Genomic DNA, 23,362 nt, shown 5'->3' on the forward strand with positions numbered 1-23,362 from the left:
CTTGGCTGGAGCACACCACAAGGAGCCGTGATTTCCCTTGAATGCCTCGTTCCGGATTTTGCTGGCTGCCCTGCTGGTCGGCCCAGGTCTCGCGATGGCCGCGGTCGAGCCCAAGCGCTCATTGACCGTCGGCTACTACGACTTTCCCCCGGCGATCTACAGCGACACCGCCGGCCAGGCGCGGGGCCCACTCGTCGACCTGACGCGCGCGGTGATCGAACGGGCCGGCTACGCCGCGAGCTTTCGCGCGCTGCCGAGCGCGCGCCTCTATGCCGGCCTGCGGGACGGCAGCATCGACGTCTGGCCGGGCGCGCCGGGCAAGCCCGAACTGGCTGCCGATACCCTCGAGGGCGAAGCGACGCTGACGCATATCAGCCTGAACCTCTACCACCGGGCCGACACGCCGCCGCCCACCTTGCCGCAGGGGCTCGCCGGGCGCGGGGTGATCGTCATCAACGGCTACAACTACTGGCCAGGCGTGAACCGCCTGCTGCACGACCCCGCGCTAAACATTCGGCTGCACCGCACCAGCAGCCACACCTCGGCCTTGCAGATGCTGACGCACCGCCGCGCAGATTTCCTGCTGGATTACCAGGTCCCGGTCAATCAGGCGCAGCAGCAGTTGCGAATGGCCCCACTGCCCTATCAGCGGCTGCATCACGTGCCGATCCGCTTCATCGCCTCGCGCCGTGTGCCGGATACCGAGGCAGTGCTTCAAGCGCTTGACCGCGCCTATGCCGAACTCGTCGCCGCCGGCGTGGACACCAGCCTGCCGGGCGAATGACGGCTCAGGTCCCCCGCGGCTTGGCCCGGGCAGTGGGTTCGGCGACCAGCGGGTCGTCGGGCCAGTAGTGCTTGGGATAGCGCCCCTTCAGATCCTTCTTCACCTCGGCATAGGTATTGGCCCAGAAGCTCGCCAGGTCCTGGGTGACCTGCACCGGACGGCGCGCCGGCGACAGCAGGTGCAGCTTGACGACCTGCCGGCCGCCGGCGATGCGCGGCGTGTCGGCGAGGCCGAACAATTCCTGCAGGCGCACCGCCAGGACCGGTGGTTGCTCGCTGTAGTCCAGGCGAATGCGTGAGCCGGACGGCACCGTGATGGCCACTGGTGCCTGCTCGCCCAGGCGCTGCGGCAGCGGCCAGGGCAGCAGCGTGGCAAGCATCGCGGCGAGATCGAGCTGGGCGAAGTGCGCCAGCCGCGTGACCTTGCCCAGGTAGGGCAGCAGCCAGTCCTCGAGACGTACCAGCAGCGCGGCATCGCTGACGTCCGGCCAGTCGCTGGTGCGGCCCGCATCCAGATCGAGCTGACGCAGCAGGCCGATGCGCGCCTGCCACTGGCGCAGCTCCGGCGTCCAGGCCAGCAGTTCGAGCCCCTTGCGGCGGACCAGGGAGAGCAGCGCCTGGCCCCGCGCGTCGTCATCCAGCCCGGGTAACGGCTCGCGGCTGAGCACCAGCTCGCCGACCCGCCGTTGCCGCTCGGCTCGCAAGACGCCCTCGCGCTCGTCCCACTCCAGCTCGTCGCGCTGACTCACCTGCTCGGCCAGCACCCCGTCGAACAATGTGGAATCCAGCGCCGCGGCGCGGTAGATGCGCGCTTCGCGTTGTCCCTGGCGACTTCCCAACTCGGCGATCACCAGCCAAGGCTGCTTCATCAGTGCATCCGGCTCACCGAATACGGCCGCACGCCCATTGGCCAGCCGGTACTCGCCACCCGCCTCGCGGCGCTGGCGGGCGATTCGGTCGGGATAGGCGAAGGCCAGCAACGCGCCATGCCAGCGATGATCATCGGCATCCGGCGGCGCGGCGGGCGAGGAACCGCGCAGCAGATTGCGGAACTGCCGCGCCAGCTGGCGCACGCGCTGGGCACCGGCATGCCGCCCGGCGCTGCCGTCGAGCAGGCCCAGCCGCGTGGAGATGTCCGCACCATCGCCCCGCTGGCCAGCAGGTTGAATGTCCCGTTCGACCAACAGCGAAGCCAGGTCCGCCGCCAGCGGCGCAAGCCCAAGCGCCTGCCCACGCAGCAACAGATGCGCAATACGCGGGTGCGCCGGCAATTGGGCCATGGCCTGGCCGTGCGCCGTCAGCTGCCAAGCGCCTCGCGCAGTGCGAACAAGCGCTCCGAGACGCTGCAGCAAATCCTGCGCCTGGGCGTAGGCAGCCGTCGGCGGGGCATCCAGCCAGGCCAGCTCGTGCGGTTCCACCCCCCAACGCGCCAGCTGCAGCGCGACGCCGGCCAAGTCCGCCTGGAGAATCTCCGCCTCGCCATAGGCCGCCAGTTGCGCATGCTGATCCTCCGACCAGAGCCGGTAGCAGACGCCCGGCTTCAGCCGCCCCGCGCGCCCGGCGCGCTGGGTCGCCGAGGCGCGTGAGATGCGTCGGGTTTCCAGGCGGGTCATGCCGCTGCCCGGGTCGAAGCGCGGCACCCGCGCCAGCCCAGAATCGACCACGACCCGCACGCCTTCGATGGTCAGACTGGTCTCGGCGATATTGGTCGCCAGCACCACCTTGCGTTGGCCGGCCGGTGCCGGTTCGATGGCCGCGCGCTGGGCATTGAGGTCCAGCTCGCCATGCAGCGGGCAAAGCCTCACGCCGCGCGCCGCCAGCGGCTCGGCCAGGTCGTCGTTGACGCGGCGGATCTCGGCCTGGCCCGGAAGAAATACCAGCAGGCTACCGGGCTGCTCGTCGAGCGCCTGCAGGACGGTCTGTACCACCCGCGGCTCGAGGCGTTCGCCCGTCTGGAACGGCCGGCCCCAGCGCTCGGCCACCGGATGCATGCGCCCCTCGCTGCGCACCACTGGCGCCTCGCCGAGCAATGCCGACAGGCGCTGGCCTTCCAGGGTCGCCGACATCAAGAGCAGCTTGAGCGGCTCGTCGCGTAGCAGCTGACGCGCATTGAGCGTCAGCGCCAGGGCCAGGTCGGCATCCAGACTGCGCTCACGCATTTTGCCATTCGCATGGATTTATCATTAGATACCTAAACCCAGCAAATACGGGATCTTCCACCCCAAAGCAAGGACAAGAATTCGTTGACAATCATCAGCAGCACCCTGTTCTTACCCAACTATCCATTCCGAAAAATTTCGGAGCCCCTAGCCAAGGCCTTTCAAACCCACGCGTCGTCGGAGTTGATTAACGTTCCGCTGAAGCTGCTCGAGTGCTACCTCCAACTCATCGAGGCAGAACTCTCCTACGTCCATCTGTCGAGTCGAAGCTGCGAGCCGATCATCATCGGTTTTGTCGGTGCATTGCGATCAAGAACTTTGGCCGATAGCAAAGAGCCTGTTCGGATTCGCTGGGCTCGACGTTTCGTAGAAACACTTACAAGTCTGCGCGACGAAATTCCAGGCATGCCCAATTTCGACTATTTGATGGCCGACCTCGAAGAAGGGAAAGAACTCTGGGATTCCCAGCAGAAAAAATTGAACCCATTGGCCTTGCGCTATTGGAACGGATGGCAAGTCGACTCCCTAAAAGGAGTACCAAGTTTTCTCGCGCTGGGAGAACTATGGCACTCCCATGGCCCTGAGTTTACAGAAGAGTACTACCGGACATGGAAGACTTTTTCGGCCAAGCAAGCAAGATGCAACATCACATTGTGCAACAAGCTGGCCAGCCATTTATCGAAGAACTCTTTGGAGTGGCCAACTACAACCTTCCAAAACCCAGAAAATATAAAATCATTCTTTTTGCACTTCATGAAGGAGCACTTCTTAACCGCATATAGAGAAAATCTAAATATACCAACCCAGATAAAAACGTGGAACAGGTTCATATCGAACTGCGAAGAGGCCTTTATACAATCAGGAGTTTGGGCAACCCCTTTTGGGGATGGACTACCACGGCCCATCCGCCCCAAACAACACAGAGCGCAAACAAGAGTGTCCGTGTCTGATGAGGGGGTGGAAATCCATGAAAAACTTATCACTAGAGTCCCTCTCGAAATAACTGATAACGAGGCAATAGAAATATTATTCAAAAGTATCCACAAAGACATCGAAACCGTAAAATCCTGGGCAACAGAACAAGCCAATGAACTTTACTCGAGAGTCCAACTTCGTATACTCGCAACCACACGGATAAACTCCTCGGAAATCAAACCTCGAAAAGGCTGGCAGCGTCGGAGTTACGATCACGAATCAATTTGCGCGATTTTTCAAAGCAACGGCTTTCCATCCTCGCGCATGGACTTCGAACACCAATACGGATACACCATATTATCTGCTGATGTCGCAAATATACTTGGACTTCCGGCTGCTGGCACTCTTTATCCCTACCAATGCTTACTGGTAGCAGAGCACAATGAGATCACAGAATCTTTCCTTAAGAATTTTCGTTTGTATGACGACAAAGGTAGAAGATCCGGCTTTGTGAAAACCGACACCGGGTATCAGTTGGTCGGCTTCAAGGATAGAAGAGGTGGAAAGCTAAGCGAGCAGAAAATACAACTAAACGCGAACTCAACAAAGCGAATCTTCGAAGTAATAAAGATCACAGCACCGTTAAGAAAATATCTCAAGGGAATTGGCGACAGCCGATGGAAGGAGTTATTCCTGACCTGCGGGAAGGGTTTCGGTCACCCGCGGAGCGCTGTAATTCCGACTTGGAACAAAGCGCTATTCGATAAACACACACGGATTTTTGAACGACTTGCACAACAATTTTCAAATCATACTTCCTTGAGGGGTACTGAACTAAAAAATTTCTTATCTCGAGTCACCCTTTCTAGTCTTCGAGCCTCATGTGGGGTAGAGGTATATTTAAAAACCCAAAGCGTCGAAGCCATGTCCAAAGCGCTCGGCCACGCAAACCACGACTGCCTGCAACTTTCTCACTACCTGCCGGAGTCAATACTAGCCTTCTTCCAAGCCCGCTGGATAAGAATTTTTCAGCGCGGCTTAATCTGTGACGCGATGAAAGATAGCAGCTTCCTCATAGAGGCCGCAGACTTCGAGACAATGGAAGAGTTAAACCTATTTCTTAAGAACCATGCACTAAAAGACATCCCTGACCACCTGGTCAACCCGGAGAACACTCAAACAACTGAACCCTATTCAGCGAATCAGTACTCAGAGGTCTACATCTCAGTGGATCCAGGGATAATGACCGCCCTCGTATCATTAGAGAAAGCAGTGGCTACAGCGGAACGACCCGAAGAAGTGACAGGAGTAGCACGATACTGGGCAGATCTAACGAAGGCCGTTGTTGCCGAGATCAGAAGGGATAATGACGCACTACTGAAAGACCACCTTTATGTCGCCGAGCAGAGGTGTAACCCCCGCAGAATGGAGAAGTTGATATATGAATGTTGAATTACCAGCAGAGCTAGACTTCCTAAAAGCGTTCTACACCGACCCTAGGACAGAATACAAAAAATCAAGTTGGTTGCTGAGTGATTTCGACTTGCACATATGGAAATATGATTTCAATTTTGCGACCCCCAACACGATCAACTGGGACATTACATTAGACGACGAAACTTCTCTGCTTGCCCAAAAAAACAAGCCATCACTAGACGGGCTAAAGTATTTTTTAACAACATCTACACGTTCTGTTCGAGGATCGGCGATCGAATTAGGTTCACTAGCCGCACAGATGACGATGTTTAACAGGGCCATTCACGTTGCCGATTACATTCTTCTGAATGCAAAAGAATATCAGCTATCCAGATTCGGATTGGCTGGAATCAACAGCCATCACATGAAGAGAATGCTAGACGTCTTCTCAAGCGCCAACGGTTCGGAAGAGTCGGTTTACGAGTGGACCAAGACTATCAGCAAATTTTGTTTAAGCTTAATAAACACTTCCAGTTCTATCGAACTCGATAGCATTCTAGATCAATATCCACGAATGCGCATTGTGACTGACGAACAACTAGATGAGCATCACCTGGAAATACCTTTTGATTTAATACCTTATGCAAGAGCTGCCTTGCATTTGCATGGATATTATAAAAAAAGATCAACTGCTGGAGTCCGCGCCCCTAACACCTTGCAGCTAGCGAAATCGCTTTATGCCAACACACTGAAAGGCGGGCATCTAAAACTAAAAACATTAAGCTCATTAGAATTCTATACTGATAATGAGAGAGAAATAATATCGAGAGAGTATCCCGGTTCATCGGTCAGGACAGGTGACCATGAAGCAATGACATCCGGTCCATTTCGCGCCTACAGATTTTTAACATACAACCTTGGAATTCTTCATGAAATTGGGCTTCCAGCTCCCGAAGTATCAGAGCTGAAGCAGATACTTGATTATGAACCATCACTCTCTGAAGCTGCTCGGTTTCGGACGCTGCCGTACCCAATAGTGAGAGACGCCTTCAGAAAATCAATCGAGTACCATTTCAAGTATGGAGAACTTCTAATAGAAGGTTTCTGCCGCATGGCAGAGCATTGCAACCTCAATGGAATTGCCCCTACGCAACTTACCAATGGAGAGTTACAAGACATTATGCCCCCTGAGCTTATCGACATGGGAATTAGGAAGCTTGGGCTTGTATGTCAAACGGTGTCTATTAGGCACGGCGCACTGAGAAAGCAGTCAAATTACTTCATAGAACTCAGAAATAATGTGGGACTGATTGAGTGCTTACGCATCTATATTGGATGTGTCCAGATGGTAGTTGGAACAATCATGGCTCGCCGAATAGGAGAAATGCTCGATTTGCACTCGACAGACTGCCTAGATAAAAGCGAAAGATGGTTGATCTTCTTAAATAGAAAAAGCACATCCAACCTGTTCGGCATAAGACAACGCCAAGCACGCCCAATCGAACCCATTGCCGTAAAAATGATTAAAAACTTAATTTCCATGCAGCAGAGACTTTTAAAAAGCGGATTCATAACTGAAATGACTAGCCTCTTTGCCCCCCCCCGGACTCCTCGGAAATGCCGGGCTTAGTCAGCAAACAATGTATGCCTACAATAGAAACCTAGACTTGTTGTGCGATTATTTCGAACTACCACTAAATTCAAAAGGAGAAAGGTACTATATCCGACAACATCAACTTCGACGCTTTTTCTCCATGGTATTCTTCCACTCGAGCAGTTTTGGAGGACTGGAGACACTGCAGTGGATGCTCGGGCACACCGACATGCAGCATGTTTGGAATTACATTACTGAGTCCACTGATGGTGCAGTTTTGCGTAGCGCTAAGGCTCAGTTCATAGCAGAAAGCTTGCATAATGGCGATATCACTGCTTACGAAGATCTAGCCGAAATACTAAAAATTCGTTACAACACAGATAATTTTGCTCTAGTAGACACTGCTGAACTTGAAGACGCAATCACCGACATGATAAAGACAGGGAAAGTCCAGATTGAGCCAGAGTTTTTCACAGACGAAACCGGCCAACATATGCGCGTGGTAGTAAAAATTCAGAGCACAGACTAAATGAAAAAAATCTCCGACCTAGAGCCACATGCTAGCTCCACATTAATAACCAGTGAACTTTTAAGGCTAATCTACCGTAATCCTGACTATTTTTCCAAAAACGAGAACATTCTAAAGGCTCTCAGAAGCCAAGGAGCGCTAGCCAAGCTCGAATTCAATTTCGAGGACTCAGGGGCTATAAAGTCAAAATCCCCAATGAGCATCAACACTTTAAAATCTCACGCCAACTTACAGTTCAAGGGAGGATTTAAGGAACTTGATACCCTCCGCCTAGCGGCATTGAGGGCCATTGAAAAGGTCAATAGCAGCAAAGAGGCCACTTCAACAAAACGCACTAAGTCCGGACTTTCGCGACTAGTAACTGAACTAGAGGAGAGACTTGATAAGCAGCGCTGCGCCAACATGGTCCTCCTCCAGGGATTAAGCCTGGCAATTAACGAGTTAAGAAATATACGTAGCAATCTAGATCCCGCTCTACTTGAAAAGCGGGCAAGCGATGCCGTTCAGGCACTTACTGCTCTACTGAGCCTCCCTCCAGAACAGCCACCCCCCCCCTCCCCTTCTTCCGGAGACGGGCGAGTTACGCGACTGGAGGAGTATCGCAAGTGACAAACCACCTTCGCCAACAACTATTTAAACCACTTAAAGAGCTAACACTCTTTAGCTACCATGCGCATGGAAGTACTATAACAAAAGATGGTTCTGGCCTGCCGTTTTGCTGTTGGCCTGATGGCACGCCCAATAACGTCGCAAATCTCTACATGCTCGCACTACGTGACCGCCCTGGCCGAGGTGGAAAAGGCCTATCAAGGCACGGCGGTAAAGGCGGAAGCATTGGGGAGTATGCATCCAAAATAAGCCCACTAGTTCGCTACTGCTTCAGATACCGAACTGACTTTATAGGACTGTCTGACCAACAGTTCTCAGACTTCATTGACGAATTAAGAAAGGAGCGATCTGTCAACGATCCCACTGTAAATAGGCGCACCGAAACTACACTCCTAGCAATTGGTAGGATCTGTCTAGATTTTTTGCAATTCGTAGGACGTCTTTATGGCGACGATGCATTTGTATCAGAGAATGGAACCATCCGCGCCGTAATGAAAACATTTACTATCACAACGCGCTCAGGAAGAACGATAAAGCGGAGTTATCTGCATCACCACTCTCTTCATGTATCTGGAACGCGCTACCACACGCGCGATCCGATCCCGAGCGAACATATAAAGCTTTTGCGAGATTCAGCAAACAAAATCCACCCATCGAGACACCTTCAACTTCGACGGAATCTGGTGATTTCCTTGCTTGAGCATACGGGCGCTCGACGCAGCGAGATAATTGAAATTACCGTTTCGGACATACGTAATGCCATGAACATGTCGTTCCCATTGCTACGTCTGCGAACCTTGAAACGTGGAACCTATTCCGAGCGTTTTATCCCGATTTCAAGAGTGGTACTAAGCGAAGCTAAGAAATATATTCAGTTTGCCCGCAGAATATCTCTTCGAAACTTCAAGGGCACGGATCACGACAGACTCTTTGTTCAAGAAAAGACTGGTAAGCCGCTCGGTGCCTGCAGTATTACGAATGAAATGATTCAACTTAGAAGTCACGCCGGCATCGAAGAAAAAGTCTGTGCACACATGTTCCGCCATGCTTTCATCACCAATCTTTTCGTACTCCTAATCAAAAGACACAAGTTCAAGCAAAAGGACGACTTCAGAAGCGCCCTGCTTAATAGCAAAAAGTTTCTTTACGACGTCATGCTGTGGACTGGCCACGAAGATCCCCTCTCGGTAGAACGGTATATTCATCTTGCATTCGCCAAACTTGATGGATACGAAGACATCGTTTCATCTGCCCATATAATCAGGACTAACCGTATATATGACCAGGCCGAGGAGCTACTTCTGAACGCATTAAAAAATGGTATGCCAGTTGACGAGTACGTGCGTGAACTGGAGAAGCTAAAGCAACTTCGGCAAGAAGATCTCAAGAAAGAGACAAAGGAAGAGGAAGAGAATACGGAGTCAGTCAAAAGCTGGGAGCATTGGCATAATCACCTTTAAATGTTGCGATACAACTCGCTTCACTGCCGAAGCGTCCATAAAGCGCGTGTCTAATGACGACGACGTTTACCGGTCGTTCACTGGGGCGAAAGAGACAATCCGCTCCTGCCCGTGCAAGGTGGCATCCTGAATGCCCGACTCAATCCGTAGGGCTCTGTCCGGATAGATGTCCTTGAGGTTCGTCATCACCTGACCCTTGTCAAGGCTGAAGATCACTTGGCCGTTGTGATCAACCAGGAATGCATGGTCGATGCCGCCAAAGTCCACGACATCTATGATCCTCCACTAGGGTGTCAAGGGTGAACCGTCGCTTAAGTTCCGGAGCACACATTTACAAAGGGCCGAAATCTGCAAAAAACGGGCACGTCGACTCTACGAATGGCAATACGGTAAAACTCGCACGGCCCTAGTACGCCGGTTTGACTGGCACACTCAACAGAGAGCCAACCTGCGTTGCTCTCGAGGCAACACTGGGTTCCGGTTCACACGCCCGCATTGAGCAACAGCCTACGATTTTCGCGGCTTAGCTCTAGCTGTAGCCTGGGCCACAAGCGGGTCCTCAGGCCAGTAATGCTTAGGGTACCTACCTCGTAAATCTTTCTTCACTTCCGCGTAGGTATTGCGCCAGAAACTCGCCAGGTCCTGGGTGACCTGCACCGGGCGCTGGGCCGGGGACAGCAGGTGCAGCTTGACGCCCTGACGGCCACCGGCGATGCGCGGAGTGTCGGCGAGGCCGAACAGCTCTTGGAGGCGCACCGCGAGAACCGGCATCTCGTCGCTGTAGTCGAGGCGGATGCGCGAGCCGGAGGGCACTTCCAGCGTACGCGGCGCCAGCTCGTCGAGGCGTTGCGGCAGCGGCCAGGGCAGCAGGCCATGGAGGATGCCGGCGAGGTCGAGGTTGGCGAAATGGCTGAGGCGGCTGACCTTGCCCAGCCAGGGCTGCAGCCACTCCTCCAGGCTGGCCAGAAGCGCCGCGTCGGAGAGGTCTGGCCATTCGCTGCTGCCCGTGTCGGCCAGGTCCAGTCGGCGCAGCAGCGCCACCCGCGCCTGCCACTGGCGCAGCTCCGCACTCCACGGCAGCAGCTCCAGCCCCTTGCGTCGCACCAGACCGAGCAGCGCACGCGAGCGGGCCTCGTCATCCAGTTCGGCAAGGGCTTCGCGGGCCAGCACCAACTCACCCACTTTCACCTGACGTTCGGCGCGCAGCACACCTTCGCGCTCTTCCCAGTCGAGCAGGTCCTGGCACCTTACCTGTTCGGCCAGAGGGCCGTCGAACAGTGCGGGATCAAGGTCGGCCGCGAGATAGATGCGCTCTTCACGCTGGCCCTGGCGGCTACCGAGATCGGCGATCACCAACCAGGGCTCCTTCATCAGCGCATCCGGCTCGCCAAAGGTGGCTGCACGGCCATTGGCCAGCCGATAATCGGCCCCTCCGGCACGACGTTGCTGGGCAATGCGGTCCGGGTAGGCGAACGCCAGCAGGCAGCCGAGCCAGCGCGGGTGATCCGGATCGGCCACCGGCTCGCTGGCCGGGCCACGCAGGTAGGAACGGAACTGCCGCGCCAGTTGGCGAGCACGCTGCACGCCGCCACGAGCGCCACGCGCTGCCTTGTCGTTACCGGCCAGCAAGGCGAGGCGGCTGTGCAGGTCGGCACCGCCACCACGCAGGATGTCGCGCTCGCCCAGTAGGGCGGCGAGGTCACAGGCCAGGCCGCCGAGTCCCAGGGCGTGGCCACGTAACAGCAGGTGGGCAATGCGCGGATGGGCGGGCAGTTCGGCCATGGCCTGGCCATGGCGGGTCAAGTTGCCATCGTCGGCCAGTGCGCCGAGGCGTTGCAGCAGGTCACGGCCCTGGGCGTAGGCAGCCGTGGGCGGCGGATCGAGCCAGGCCAGTTCATTGGGATCACCAATCCCCCAGCGCGCCAGTTGCAACGCCAGTCCGGCAAGGTCGGCCTGGAGGATTTCCGCGCTCCCGTGGGCGGCCAGTTGCTCATGCTGGGCCTCAGACCAGAGCCGGTAGCAGGCACCCGGCTGCAGACGGCCGGCACGGCCGGCACGCTGGGTCGCGGAGGAGCGGGAAATACGCTGGGTGTCCAGGCGAGTCATGCCACTGGCCGGGTCGAAGCGCGGTACACGCTCCAGGCCCGCGTCCACCACCACGCGCACGCCATCGATGGTCAGGCTGGTCTCGGCGATGTTGGTGGCCAGCACCACCTTGCGCTTGCCCGCCGGTGCCGGCTCGATGGCCGCGCGCTGGGCAGCGAGGTCCAGTTCACCGTGGAGCGGGCAGAGCAGGATCTCTGACCGGCCAGCGAGGCGCTCGGCCAACTGCTCGGCGACGCGGCGAATCTCCGCCTGGCCGGGGAGGAACACCAGCAGGCTGCCAGGTTCATCGGCCAGGGCCTGGAGCATGGTCTGTACCACCCGGGGTTCGAGCGCCTCGCCGATCTGACTCGGCCGCCCCCAACGCTGCTCCACCGGATACATGCGACCTTCGCTGCGTACCACAGGCGCCTCGTCCAGCAGGCGCGACAGGCGCTCGCCTTCCAGCGTGGCGGACATCAGCAGCACCTTCAGCGGCGGTTCGTCGCGCAACAACTCACGGCCGTTGAGACACAAGGCCAACGCCAGATCGGCATCGAGACTACGCAGATGATACTCATCAAATATGAGCAGCCCAACGCCATCTAGGGCAGGATCGTCTTGAAGCCGACGAGTAAGAATGCCTTCAGTCACTACTTCAATTCGAGTCTGTGGTCCGACCTTACTCTCCAAGCGAATTCGATAGCCGACTGTTTGCCCAACGCTTTCTCCCAGCTCGCTCGCCAGTCGCTCAGCTGCGGCTCTGGCAGCTAGTCGACGTGGTTCGAGCATGACAATAGTCTGGTCGGCCAGCCAAGGCTCTTCCAGCAGCGCTATTGGTACTCGCGTTGTTTTGCCTGCCCCCGGCGCTGCCTCAAGTACAACTTCATTACGTGCAGACAAGGCATCTCTTAAAGCGGGCAAAACAGATTCAATCGGCAACAAACTCATGATGGCTCCTAGCTGAGCCACCAATTATAGATACGAGGGAAGCTGTTACGGCACGGCGGTATGTCAATCACGCCCAGTGCACGGCTCCCTTCGGGCCGCTCAGAGATAAACGGGGCCTATTTAAACGGCATGATGGACATCAAGGCCACAGCCAGCATCTGCCCCTTGAACACCTGACGAGGGGGATCCTCTTGCCAGTGTTGCGCCCCGGCTCAGCTGGCTCCGTGATCCGAAAACATCGGATCATTTAACAGCCAGCTGACTAACACCGGATGTAGAGGTCCATGCTTGTCGGCCAATAGGGAAAGCTCTTGCTTGGATCGCTCTTCCACTCGACCAGCCAACCAGACGGCTTCTGCTGTCGGGTAATGCCGAAGTAGATTATTTGCTTGGTACCGTACGTTTTCAGGAAGGCTCGTGTCCCTAGCCAGCTCCTGTAGGAAGTCCCGTGTTTGAACAACGCTACGGGTGCGCTCATGGGCCATCGTCATGGTATTGCTCCTGAAATGTCCGCGGGGAGAGGCGGCTTCTCGTCAACATGGTATGAAGCCTTATCTGCCTGGATAATTGCACCGACTTGCCCACCCATTTGCACTCGACCTGACCAGTCATTTGCATCGAATCTGATCGGAACGCTTCATGTGCCCTGACTCGCAGGGAGCGACCCGCTGCGGTCAGTTGCATCAGGCAAAAGATGGCCAGAAGCGGATGTAGGTCTCTCACGGTAACGCAGTCGACCCCCTTAGAGGCCAAGTCGACTAGTGATCCTAGTTCGAGTCGTAGATGAAGTGGCAAGCCGCGAGTGACTCGGTCGGGGAATAGACCCCATACCGTCCTCGCGGTCGTCCCGTCTCTGAGATCAAGTGAAGATGTTTGCGAGCACGTGAGCTCAATACATAGAGGAGCTTGCTCGCGGCAACGTGCCCATTCGCTTCATTGAAGTGCGGCACCATGCCTTCCACTTCGTGCCACAGCTGAAGAAATCCAGCTCGGAGAACTGAGGTTCGGCACCGCTCCTTGCTCGGTGGCTCGCCTTAACCGCATCGGTACCGGTAGCTTGGCCCATCGCGTGAAATGCCGAGCATTTCGCTCTAGGGGTCTGGCGCGTCGATCAAATAGCCCATCCCACGCGCGGTTTGTATGAGCTTAGGTTCGAACTCATCATCGATTTTTGCTCTCAGCCGTCGTACCGCCACCTCAATCACATTGGTATCGCTGTCGAAATTCATGTCCCATACTTGGGAGGCGATAAGTGACTTTGAGAGCACTTCCCCGCGACGCCGAAGTAATAGCTCAAGAAGTGCGAATTCCTTTGCAGTTAGGTCTATTCGTTTCCCCGATCGCGTAACTCGACGCCTGAGCAGATCGACCTCAAGGTCGAGGAGTTTGAGTATTGTTTGGTTGGGGACATTATTGCCGCGGCGAAGCAACGTACGGATCCTGGCTAGCAATTCGGAGAAGGCAAACGGCTTGATGAGATAATCATCAGCGCCCAACTCCAATCCCTTTACTCGATCCTGAACCCCGTCTCGGGCGGTGAGAAAGAGCACGGGAACCTCATTACCAGCAGCGCGGACTTTCTGTAAAACCTGCCACCCATCCAGGCCAGGCATCATCACGTCTAAGATGAGCAAGTCGTATGTGGTATGAAGCGCGTGCTGAGCAGCATCGGTCCCGTTTTCAACTCTATCGACTGTGAAGCCTGCCTCTGAAAGCCCCTGCTGTAGGTAGGTGCCTGTTTTCGGCTCGTCTTCAGCAACAAGAAGCTTCATGAAAGTATTCCCTCCGGCATTTGGAGCAGTGTGCCGATTGTCAGGGCGTGCAGCCAGTACCTTACAGAAACGTAATGCTCGCATCATCTGTCTGACAGCTTGTAGCGTTAACGTCTACATCAGCAGTTGCTCCCACACTCTGCTTTTTGGCCTTTTCCATGCTCCTTTGGCCTATCGGCGCCTAGATGGCGCCCTTTTTTTGCCCGCTGGAAACAAGACCTATTTGCCTGAACGAAAAGGCACCATGCACGCTACCTGCGCTTTCGCTTGGGCTCACTGCTTTTATGCATTACTGACGAAACCGTAATGTCTAAATCAGGGTTCTGACAGGAACGCTCGGTTAGCTTAGACACAGGACCAAGCCAAAGCCCCTATTTATGGAGCTGCGCTGGGTCTCCCATGTCTTCGAACGAGGTAACAAGTAATGAAATTCTTCAGATCCGTTTCTGTACTGCTCGCCATCGCAGCAAGCTCTTCCTATGCAATGGCAGAAGGTGGTGGTGATCGTACCTTTGCTCGTATGGAGCAGGCTCGCCAAATAGCGATCGCTAGTTATCAGGCTGACCAGAAGGACCAAGCCCAGGAGGTAGCCTCAAAAGCAACTTCAGCGAAGCACGCCCACGCTAATTGCTGAAGCGAAACCTTACGCAACTGTGACCATGCACCTTGAGTATCGTTGCAACCGGATCCTTGCACGGAAATCAAAAGCCATTGCGCAGCTTCCACCTGGAGATTGACATGCTCACAGGCGATTTTTTGGGCGATTTCTGAAGCGCTTTAAGCTTACAAAAATGTAATCCCGCGTCTTTCTTAGGCATGCCATATTTACGATTAAAGGCGAGTCGCTTGATAAGACAGACCGTGCGCGAGTTTCTAAGATCAATTAACGCTGGCAACACCAACCTTACGGCTGGTTTCGGCTTGGCTCCTTAGTTTGATTGGAACCTACACATGCAACGTAAAACCTCTAGGCGAACCTTTGTTAAAGGCTTGACTGCCGCAGGCATCCTTGGCGGTCTTGGCTTGTGGCGAGCTCCGGTCTGGGCAGTGACTAGCCCAGGCCAGCCCAGCGTACTAAGTGGCACGGAGTTCGATCTGCTGATTGGGGAGACGCCGGTCAATATCACCGGCGCGGCCCGGACAGCGATGACTATCAATGGGACCATCCCAGGGCCGCTTCTACGTTGGCGTGAAGGGGATACCGTCACGCTGCGAGTCAGAAATAAGTTGAGCGAAGATACATCGATTCACTGGCACGGCATGATCCTGCCGGCCAACATGGATGGCGTGCCTGGATTGAGCTTCCACGGCATCGCTCCCGATGGCATGTATGTCTACAAGTTTCAGGTTAAACAGAACGGTACCTATTGGTACCACAGTCATTCAGGCCTACAAGAGCAGCTTGGTGTCTATGGTCCCTTGGTCATCGATGCGAAGGATCCCGAACCGTTCAGCTATGACCGCGACTATGTGGTGATGTTGACTGATTGGTCCGATGAGGATCCCGCTCGAATCCTTTCTAAGCTCAAGAAGCAGTCCGATTATTACAACTTCCACAAGCGCACTGTCGGAGACTTCATTAACGATGTGAGCGAAGACGGCTGGGCCGCTACGATTGCGAATCGGAAAATGTGGGCTCAGATGAAAATGAGTCCCACCGACCTCGCCGACGTAAGCGGCTACACCTATACCTATCTAATGAACGGCCAAGCACCCGACGGGAACTGGACCGGCATCTTTAAGCCCGGCGAGAAGCTTCGTCTGCGGTTCATCAACGGCTCGGCCATGAGCTATTTCGATGTCCGCATTCCAGGGCTGAAGATGACTGTAGTCGCAGCCGATGGCCAATACGTCAACCCAGTTAGCGTCGACGAATTCCGCATTGCCGTGGCAGAAACCTACGATGTGATTGTCGAGCCTGCGACCGAGGAGGCTTACACGATCTTCGCCCAATCGATGGATCGCACAGGATACGCCCGTGGCACGCTAGCGGTTGCCGAAGGGCTGAGCGCTCCTGTTCCAGAAACCGATCCTCGACCACTAATCACCATGGACGACATGGGGATGGATCACGGCAGCATGGGCGGTATGGCGGGCATGGACCATGGCGGCGACATGGGCGCGATGGACCATAGCAACATGTCCGGCATGAACCACGGTGACATGCAAGGGATGGGCGACATGGGCGCAATGGCCGGCATGGATCACAGCAAAATGGGTGGGATGTCCGGGATGGACCACTCTGGAATGGCTGGGATGAGCGCAGGTATGCAATCGCACCCGCCCTCAGAGTCCAATAACCCACTGGTGGACATGCAGACCATGAGCCCAACTCATAGGCTGAACGATCCCGGTATTGGCTTACGAGACAACGGCCGCCGAGTCCTGACCTATAGCGACTTGAGAAGCACTTTCCCCGATCCGGACGGCCGTGAGCCCAGTCGGACGATCGAACTCCATCTCACCGGCCACATGGAGAAGTTCTCCTGGTCATTTGACGGTATAGAGTTCTCTGATTCGGAGCCCCTGCGGCTCAAATATGGCGAGCGGGTACGCATCACTTTGGTCAACGACACCATGATGACCCATCCGATTCATCTGCATGGTATGTGGAGCGATCTTGAAGATGAGAATGGAAAGTTCATGGTTCGCAAGCACACGATCGACATGCCTCCAGGTTCGAAGCGCAGCTACCGCGTGACAGCCGATGCGCTCGGGCGTTGGGCTTATCACTGTCACCTACTGCTTCACATGGAAATGGGCATGTTTCGTGAAGTCCGAGTGGACGAGTAAGAGGAACTTTATATGGGAAATTTTACGAAGCGTAAAACTCTTATCGGCAGCGCGTTAATGTTCAGTCTGCTGGGCGTAATGAATATGTCAGCTGCGTTTGCAGAGCAAAAGCATGATCAGCACAAGCAATCATCGGCTTCATCGCAGAATCCAGGCAACAAGCCGGCATCTCAGACACAAGGCACCTCTAACTCAAAAATGAACCACGACGACATGGATCATGGCTCGATGGACCATGGAGAAATGGAGCACGGCAAGATGGATCATGACCCCAAGGCCACTGATACTGAGGTGGATTCGCACCATGACCACTAGACCTTCTCGCTTTGCTCTGATTGCGCTCGGAGTTTCGTTGAGCGCAGCGGCTGGAGGGACAGCCAACGCTGCCGAGATGATGGATCATTCGATGCATCAAACCCCTCCTGCTGAGGCAGCTCAAGCCCCTGCATCTTCAGCGAAGCCCGCAGCTAAGAATCATGGCTCCGGTGGGCAAACGGACCATTCTGCGATGGGTCATGGTGCGATGGACCATAGCACGATGAACCATGGCCAAATGAAGCATGACGATACGCTCGAAATGCCCGGCATGGTTCATCCCTCGTTCATTCCAGTATTGACCGATGCGGATAGAGAAGCGGCTTTCCCTGGTCTTCAAGGTCATACAGTCCATGACAAGTATCTGGCCTGGTTCCTTCTGCTAGATCAACTTGAGTACCAGAACGCAAATGAAGGTAGCACCCTCAGTTGGGAAGCTACTGCCTGGGTTGGTGGCGATATCAATCGGTTCTGGTTTCGCTCGGAAGGTGAGCGAACGAATGGCGTTACTGAAGATGCGGAAATTCAGGCGCTCTACGGGCGTGCCATCAGCCCCTGGTGGGATGTGGTAGCAGGTGTTCGCCAGGACTTTAAGCCCGAGTCGCCGCAGACGTGGGCGGCTTTAGGCGTCCAGGGGATGGCTCTGTATAACTTTGAGGCGGAAGCCACCGCCTTCGTCGGTGAAGGTGGGCAGACAGCAGCACGTTTTGAAGGCGAGTACGACATTCTCCTCACTAACCGGCTGATCCTCCAACCGACTGCCGAGCTCAATTTCTATGGCAAGGACGATCCTGCGCGCGGAGTAGGCGCTGGTCTCGCAAACACAGAGGTGGGGCTCCGCCTCCGATACGAAATCGTTCGTGAGTTCGCACCGTACATCGGCGTCACGTGGAGCCGGGCATACGGTAATACCGCCGATATGGCGAGAGATGAAGGCGAAGACGTAGATGAGGCGCGGTTCGTTGCTGGCATCAGGCTTTGGTTTTAAGGACCCTAGATGAAAAGAATAATTATTAGCTTCGCTGCCTTCTGCGCACTAGGCCTGTTGGTGGTGGCCGGTGTTGTTTTCTCGGGACTAATAAACGTTGCCGCGGATGATCCTCATACGGGAGCCGTGCACGCTTTCTTGGAAACTGCTCGCAATCGCTCGATTGAGGTTCGCTCCGAAGACATAGTCGTGCCATCTCTCGACGATGAAGACCAAATCCGCGCCGGGGCGGGGAACTACGACTCGATGTGTGTGGGTTGTCACTTGGCGCCAGGCATGGCTGAGACCGAGCTAAGCAATGGCCTTTATCCCGCTCCACCCAGCTTGGCTGAAGCAGGGCTATACGATGACCCAGCAAAGACATTTTGGGTCATCAAGCATGGCATCAAGGCCACTGGGATGCCTGCGTGGGGTAAAAGCATGGCTGACCCGTACATCTGGGGGATGGTGGCTTTTCTGCAGAAGCTTCCTGACCTAGATGGAAGAGCGTATCGAGCGCTCGTTGCATCTAGCGGTGGTCACCAGCATGGTGGTGGGGAAACCCCAGCTGGGCACGGTGAGCAACATGGTGAGATGGCCTCGAACGACCACCATCAAGGCGACAGCGGCAGCTCGGATCATCATGGCTCTAGCAGCTCAGGTGGAGCAACCGGCCAATCAGGCTCTGGGCATCATGGCGCAGAAGAAAGCGATGACCATCATGCGTCAGATCAGCCCCAGACGGCAGAGCACAGCATCGACAATGACCGTGTCGATGCGGATGGCAAATCGCCCTCAAAAAACCATGTGCACGCAGATGGGAAGCAACACGAGCACTAACATCCGGTATGTGCGTGCCTACGCGGTTCTGACCGAGGCTCTTAGAAGGCGGCTCAGCAAGCAGGGGGTCGGCCCTAGGCCAGCCTAGTCGACGCAACGGTACCGGAGGGCTTTGCAATTGCTTCCTTTCCAAACGTTAGGCCGCAAGGCTAGTGACTCACGTAGTTAAGCGGCTTTCGCTCCGGCCGTTCCCAATGGAAGCTCCCAGTCGTGGCGACAGGGAGCTTCCCATACCCACTCAATCATCTAGAACAGACTTGCGAAGCCGGCCAGGCAATCTGTTTGACTTATCGCCCCCCAATTGCGCCCGTATAGATCCCCGGTGCGGTTGGACGAACCTTACAGCATTGTAATGAAGTTGGTCGAAACGGGTTCGATAGGAGCCTGTCGTATTTTTGTGCCTGCTAATACGCTTATGGGGTGTATTCGGCTAGTAGGCACCGACGACATACAACTATCGAACCCTGGAGAACGCAATGACAAACTCAATGTTCGCTTCCTGTATCCAAGCTTGTTCGAACTGTGCCCTAGTGTGCGAAACGTGTGCCTCTGCGTGCTTGCGCGAGGACGACATGAAAATGATGGCCCGCTGCATCGAGTTGGACCGTGACTGCGCAGACATTTGTGCGCTTGCCGCTACCCTGATGAGCCGCGAAAGTGAGTACGCCAAGGAGTTCTGTGCCCTTTGCGCCAAGATATGCCGTGCATGCGGTGAGGAATGTGCGAAACATCAAATGGATCACTGCCAAGAGTGTGCCAAAGCGTGCATGAACTGCGCTGAGGAATGTGAGCGTATGGCAGCATAACACCCCTAACTCACCGCTCTGGCACACTAAATTAGCGTTGCCAGAGCCGGTCGAGGAAAAGGAGGTCTCATTACGCGACCCGATGGCCAACACCGTAACGCACTTTATCTTGCCAAAGCATTTACCATATTTCACCGCTAATACTAGGTTAATCAACTTAATGCTGCTAGCGAAAAGCGTTCGAACAACTATCAAGTCGCGGGCCATGCGACCTTATTTTCGCCAAAAAAAAAGCGATAATGGTTTTGCGAACATTCGCATCATAGCGATTGGCTTTGCCGTTATTACAGCGTGCCGTTTTGCGACTCGGCGGCTGCGCCGTTTCCCCGCCTGAAACCAGGCGACCAGCTAGTTTCCGAAACATCTTCCTCATAGTACTGGCATGATACGAGCGGTAGTTTTCGACGTTCGGCACGCTGCTCCAAATAGGCTTGTGACGGCATACTTCCTTCAGCGGGTGCTGAAACTTCGGCTTCACTGCAAGCAACCAAAGCCAGACGAAGCACAGTCTTTGACGACCAAATCGGGTGTGACCGGAGCTGCCGCTTATTTCGACGCATAGTTAAGGCGCTCCAATTGGCTAATGGTCCGTCTGTTTAATTCATTTACCTATTCTTAGTAATTTCGCAATCAGGCTCGATATCACGGGCTCGTCGCACACGAGCCTAAATCTTTGATAAACGAACTTATCGTACGGGCCACTAGTCTCGAATCCAAGCTTGCCGAACTGGCAAACGTTCAACTCTTCGGTGACGCGTTCAAATTTCTGAGACAGCTAAGGCGCCGGACTGAAGCTCGCATTGTGCTCCTACCTAGCGGCCCCTTAGCTATCCCAGACCAGGCTGCTATTGTGTACATTCGATGCGTATGGTGGAGCTTTGCGGTTGGCGCACTAGAACCAAGAGCCTCCAACCTATCGCCGATGATCGAGCAACTTGCTCATAACTACTAAGCCCGACAGCCGCTCATGACAGAGATGGCGCCAGCTCAATGTTTACCTGCATCCCTGGCGGCTGGTCGCTGTAATTGAGCGAGTCCATTCGTAGTGATGACGTCTCCGTGCCGCTTGTAGTCGCATCAGCCGTGCCGAGGAAAAGTCAGTTCGAACGTCGTCCGACCCTCTTTGCTGGCGACGGTAACGTTCCCGTTGTGGAGTGCCATCACTGAACGAACAATAGCTAGCCCCAAGCCTGCCCCACGAGGTTGCATACCTCCCACACGATAAAAGCGGTCAAACAGGTGTGGGATATGGTCCGTTTCAATAGTCGAACCTTGATTGGTTACAGTCATCGTGATGACTTCCGCCTCCCCGTCCAAGATTTCAAGCTCAACCGTGCTGCCGATGGTCGAATGCCGCAACGCATTGGATAGCAGGTTGGAAATGGCCCGTTGGACCATGAGCCGATTCCCTAAAACCATGCCATCGCCCGTTACCGTCGTTGCGACTCCCGCTTCTTCAGCAAGGACTTCGAAATAATCACATACGCGCCTCGCCTCGCTTCCCAAGGATAACCGTTCGAGTTGCAGCGTTGGGGTGGCTTGGCTGGCCTGGGCGAGAAACAGCATGTCTGACACGATTCGATCCATGCGTTCGAGCTCTTCGACCGACGATTCGAGCACTTCCCTATATTGCTCCTTGCTTCGCTCACGCACCAATGTCACCTGCGCCTTGCCTATCAGGTTATTTAGGGGAGTCTTCAACTCATGGGCCACATCGTCCGAGAATTGTGACAGTTGCTGAACTCCGTCATCGAGTCGATGAAGCATTACGTTGAGGCTGTGCGCCAATTCCTGAAGCTCTAGTGGAAGCTGATCGCTGCGGATTCGGGGTGATAGATCCTGTGTCGATACCTTAGTCGCCAAGGCCCGGAACTTGCGAAGCGGTCGCAAGCCATTATTTGCAACCAGCCATCCAGCCAACCCGATCAATATCAGCAGCATCGGCACGGTCACTAAGGCCGAGCGCAGAAATGCAGCCACCAGCCGTTGATCGGCACTGCGATCTTGCGAAAGTAAAAGCGTCATTGGGCCCAGTCCCGGAACCTGGATCTGCTTGCGCCCGGTTAGCATCTGCACGCCATTTCTCGTTGTCCAGCCAAGGTATTCACCGTCTCTGTTCACGAGACCCAGCTGCTCCGGGGCATTGGCGAACCGGCCGATACTGAAAATCGGTGATTTCTCCGTATCGCCGATGACGGTTATCGAAAGGTTGTCATGGCCCAGCACCGTATCGCTCAGCGCATGTTGCCACGATCGGCCCATGCGGGCTTCGGTATCCTCTGCAAGTCCATGATCAATCTGTGCGAGTTTGTCCGTCACTTCCTCCTCGGCGCGCGACTCTAGTTGGCTTACCAGTACCCAGTAACTCATCCCTATCAACAGCGCAACCAAAGCGGCGCCGGTCAGCGTGATCTGTAACGCGAGACGCGATGCTAGACTAAGTGGTTTCAAGGCCGCGCCTCCAGCACGTAGCCCACACCCCGGATAGTGTGTATCAGGCGATCGCCAAAGGGTTCGTCCACCTTCATCCGCAGGCGGCGAATCGCGACATCTACCACGTTGGTATCGCAGTCGAAATTTATATCCCAGACCAAGGTAGTGATTTCGGTGCGTGTCAGAACCTCGCCAGTTCGGCGCATGAGCAGATGCAGTAGAGCGAACTCTTTGCTAGTGAGATCGATACGTTGGCCGTTCCGATAGGCGCGATGCCGGCTCGGGTCCAGTTCGAGGTTGGCAACACACAGGTTACTCGGAAGTGAGATCGGCTCGCCTCGCCGCAGCAATGTTCGAATACGAGCGAGCAACTCGGGGAACTGGAACGGCTTAACCATATAGTCGTCAGCGCCAAGTTCCAGACCGCGGACCTTTTCGTCCAAGCGGCCATTCGCTGTCAGCATGATCACGCGAGTCTGCTTACGCCGTCTGATGAGCTCGAGCACCTCCCACCCATCCATGGTTGGCAAATTCACATCAAGTAGCACGAGGTCATAATCGTTCTGCAGCGCCAGATGAAACCCATCGAGACCATCATCCGCTCGATCTATGTGGTAACCAGATTCGGCAAGACCCTGCTGCAGATATTCCGCAGTTTTTACTTCGTCCTCTACAACCAAAATGCGCATATTTTGAGGTAACTCTAGTTGACGGGGCGCCAAAAAAACATCCATCAAGTGGCTACAAAGTCAAGACGGAGCGACTTGGTCGGAACTGTTCTAAAGAATCTGACATATGCCGCCGTAGGCCGGGGTGGGAACAGTCTAGCGCGGCAGGAGCGCTGGGAAGCTGCCTTACAAATTTTGTAACCTGCCAGTCATCTGGCTCGCTGCGTAAGCAGTACTTACGCAAAAAAAGGCGCCCTGATGGGCGCCTGA

General features: G+C 55.2%; 17 protein-coding genes and 2 pseudogenes. 12 read left to right on the forward strand and 7 right to left on the reverse strand.

The features are described 5' to 3' along the window. Positions 1-37: 37 nt before the first annotated feature. A complete protein-coding gene (locus MST27_RS19105) occupies positions 38-784 on the forward strand; it encodes a substrate-binding periplasmic protein (protein WP_338052459.1) in 747 nt (248 codons plus the stop codon). Between the two features lie 4 nt (positions 785-788). Here MST27_RS19105 and hrpB (MST27_RS19110) read toward each other — a convergent pair. Continuing rightward, positions 789-2,945, reverse strand: a pseudogene (gene hrpB / locus MST27_RS19110) (ATP-dependent helicase HrpB); the annotation flags it as partial. A gap of 402 nt (positions 2,946-3,347) precedes the next feature. Here hrpB (MST27_RS19110) and MST27_RS19115 point away from each other — a divergent pair. The 5 genes from MST27_RS19115 to MST27_RS19135 all read left to right on the forward strand — a co-directional run bounded on the left by MST27_RS19115 (position 3,348) and on the right by MST27_RS19135 (position 9,465). Beyond that, positions 3,348-5,309 (forward strand): hypothetical protein, encoded by a 1,962-nt coding sequence (locus MST27_RS19115; protein WP_230724355.1) that lies wholly within the window; start codon positions 3,348-3,350, stop codon positions 5,307-5,309. Then, positions 5,299-6,903, forward strand: coding sequence for an integrase (locus tag MST27_RS19120; protein WP_243607518.1), 1,605 nt, complete (start codon positions 5,299-5,301; stop codon positions 6,901-6,903). Before MST27_RS19115 ends, MST27_RS19120 begins: the two co-directional genes overlap by 11 nt. Before the next feature lie 175 nt (positions 6,904-7,078). Beyond that, complete coding sequence (locus tag MST27_RS19125) at positions 7,079-7,396, forward strand: hypothetical protein (protein WP_024161792.1); 318 nt, start codon at positions 7,079-7,081, stop codon at positions 7,394-7,396. Beyond that, entirely contained in the window at positions 7,397-8,005 is a 609-nt protein-coding gene (locus MST27_RS19130) for a hypothetical protein (RefSeq protein WP_230724353.1), read from the forward strand. Beyond that, a complete protein-coding gene (locus MST27_RS19135; RefSeq protein WP_243607519.1) occupies positions 8,002-9,465 on the forward strand; it encodes a tyrosine-type recombinase/integrase in 1,464 nt (487 codons plus the stop codon). The genes MST27_RS19130 and MST27_RS19135 overlap by 4 nt, the downstream gene beginning before the upstream one ends. Before the next feature lie 78 nt (positions 9,466-9,543). Here the strand turns inward: MST27_RS19135 and MST27_RS19140 are convergent. The 4 genes and pseudogenes from MST27_RS19140 to MST27_RS19155 all read right to left on the reverse strand — a co-directional run. Beyond that, a pseudogene (locus MST27_RS19140) lies at positions 9,544-9,747 on the reverse strand (PDC sensor domain-containing protein); the annotation flags it as partial. Between the two features lie 225 nt (positions 9,748-9,972). Continuing rightward, positions 9,973-12,498, reverse strand: a complete 2,526-nt coding sequence (gene hrpB / locus MST27_RS19145; RefSeq protein ID WP_003292681.1) for an ATP-dependent helicase HrpB — start codon at positions 12,496-12,498, stop codon at positions 9,973-9,975. A 212-nt stretch (positions 12,499-12,710) separates the two neighbouring features. After that, the gene (locus MST27_RS19150) at positions 12,711-12,989 is read right to left on the reverse strand and encodes a BPSL0761 family protein (RefSeq protein ID WP_015275580.1); all 279 of its coding nucleotides are present in this window, start codon (positions 12,987-12,989) and stop codon (positions 12,711-12,713) included. 600 nt (positions 12,990-13,589) lie between these two features. Beyond that, positions 13,590-14,270 carry a heavy metal response regulator transcription factor gene (locus tag MST27_RS19155; RefSeq protein ID WP_003292635.1) on the reverse strand — a complete coding sequence of 227 codons (681 nt, stop codon included), beginning with the start codon at positions 14,268-14,270 and terminating at the stop codon, positions 13,590-13,592. A 424-nt stretch (positions 14,271-14,694) separates the two neighbouring features. Here MST27_RS19155 and MST27_RS19160 point away from each other — a divergent pair, with 424 nt between their 5' ends. The 6 genes from MST27_RS19160 to MST27_RS19185 all read left to right on the forward strand — a co-directional run bounded on the left by MST27_RS19160 (position 14,695) and on the right by MST27_RS19185 (position 19,991). Next, positions 14,695-14,904: a co-regulatory protein PtrA N-terminal domain-containing protein gene (locus tag MST27_RS19160; protein WP_015275566.1), complete on the forward strand. Its 210-nt coding sequence runs from the start codon at positions 14,695-14,697 to the stop codon at positions 14,902-14,904. Between the two features lie 317 nt (positions 14,905-15,221). After that, a complete protein-coding gene (locus MST27_RS19165) occupies positions 15,222-17,063 on the forward strand; it encodes a copper resistance system multicopper oxidase (RefSeq protein ID WP_003292636.1) in 1,842 nt (613 codons plus the stop codon). Positions 17,064-17,075: 12 nt separating this feature from the next. Then, a complete protein-coding gene (locus MST27_RS19170; RefSeq protein WP_003292637.1) occupies positions 17,076-17,378 on the forward strand; it encodes a hypothetical protein in 303 nt (100 codons plus the stop codon). Next, positions 17,368-18,366: a copper resistance protein B gene (locus MST27_RS19175; protein WP_015275567.1), complete on the forward strand. Its 999-nt coding sequence runs from the start codon at positions 17,368-17,370 to the stop codon at positions 18,364-18,366. Before MST27_RS19170 ends, MST27_RS19175 begins: the two co-directional genes overlap by 11 nt. Positions 18,367-18,375: 9 nt before the next feature. Then, the gene (locus tag MST27_RS19180; RefSeq protein ID WP_230724351.1) at positions 18,376-19,185 is read left to right on the forward strand and encodes a c-type cytochrome; all 810 of its coding nucleotides are present in this window, start codon (positions 18,376-18,378) and stop codon (positions 19,183-19,185) included. Between the two features lie 476 nt (positions 19,186-19,661). Then, complete coding sequence (locus tag MST27_RS19185; protein ID WP_230724350.1) at positions 19,662-19,991, forward strand: four-helix bundle copper-binding protein; 330 nt, start codon at positions 19,662-19,664, stop codon at positions 19,989-19,991. 1,077 nt (positions 19,992-21,068) lie between these two features. Here the strand turns inward: MST27_RS19185 and MST27_RS19190 are convergent. Together MST27_RS19190 and MST27_RS19195 are read right to left on the reverse strand one after the other, a co-directional pair. Then, positions 21,069-22,442 (reverse strand): heavy metal sensor histidine kinase, encoded by a 1,374-nt coding sequence (locus MST27_RS19190; RefSeq protein ID WP_243607520.1) that lies wholly within the window; start codon positions 22,440-22,442, stop codon positions 21,069-21,071. Continuing rightward, the gene (locus tag MST27_RS19195) at positions 22,439-23,113 is read right to left on the reverse strand and encodes a heavy metal response regulator transcription factor (RefSeq protein WP_021210270.1); all 675 of its coding nucleotides are present in this window, start codon (positions 23,111-23,113) and stop codon (positions 22,439-22,441) included. Before MST27_RS19195 ends, MST27_RS19190 begins: the two co-directional genes overlap by 4 nt. Positions 23,114-23,362 lie beyond the last annotated feature (249 nt).

This window comes from Stutzerimonas marianensis (genome assembly GCF_022810315.1).
GTDB classification, from domain to species: Bacteria; Pseudomonadota; Gammaproteobacteria; order Pseudomonadales; family Pseudomonadaceae; genus Stutzerimonas; species Stutzerimonas marianensis.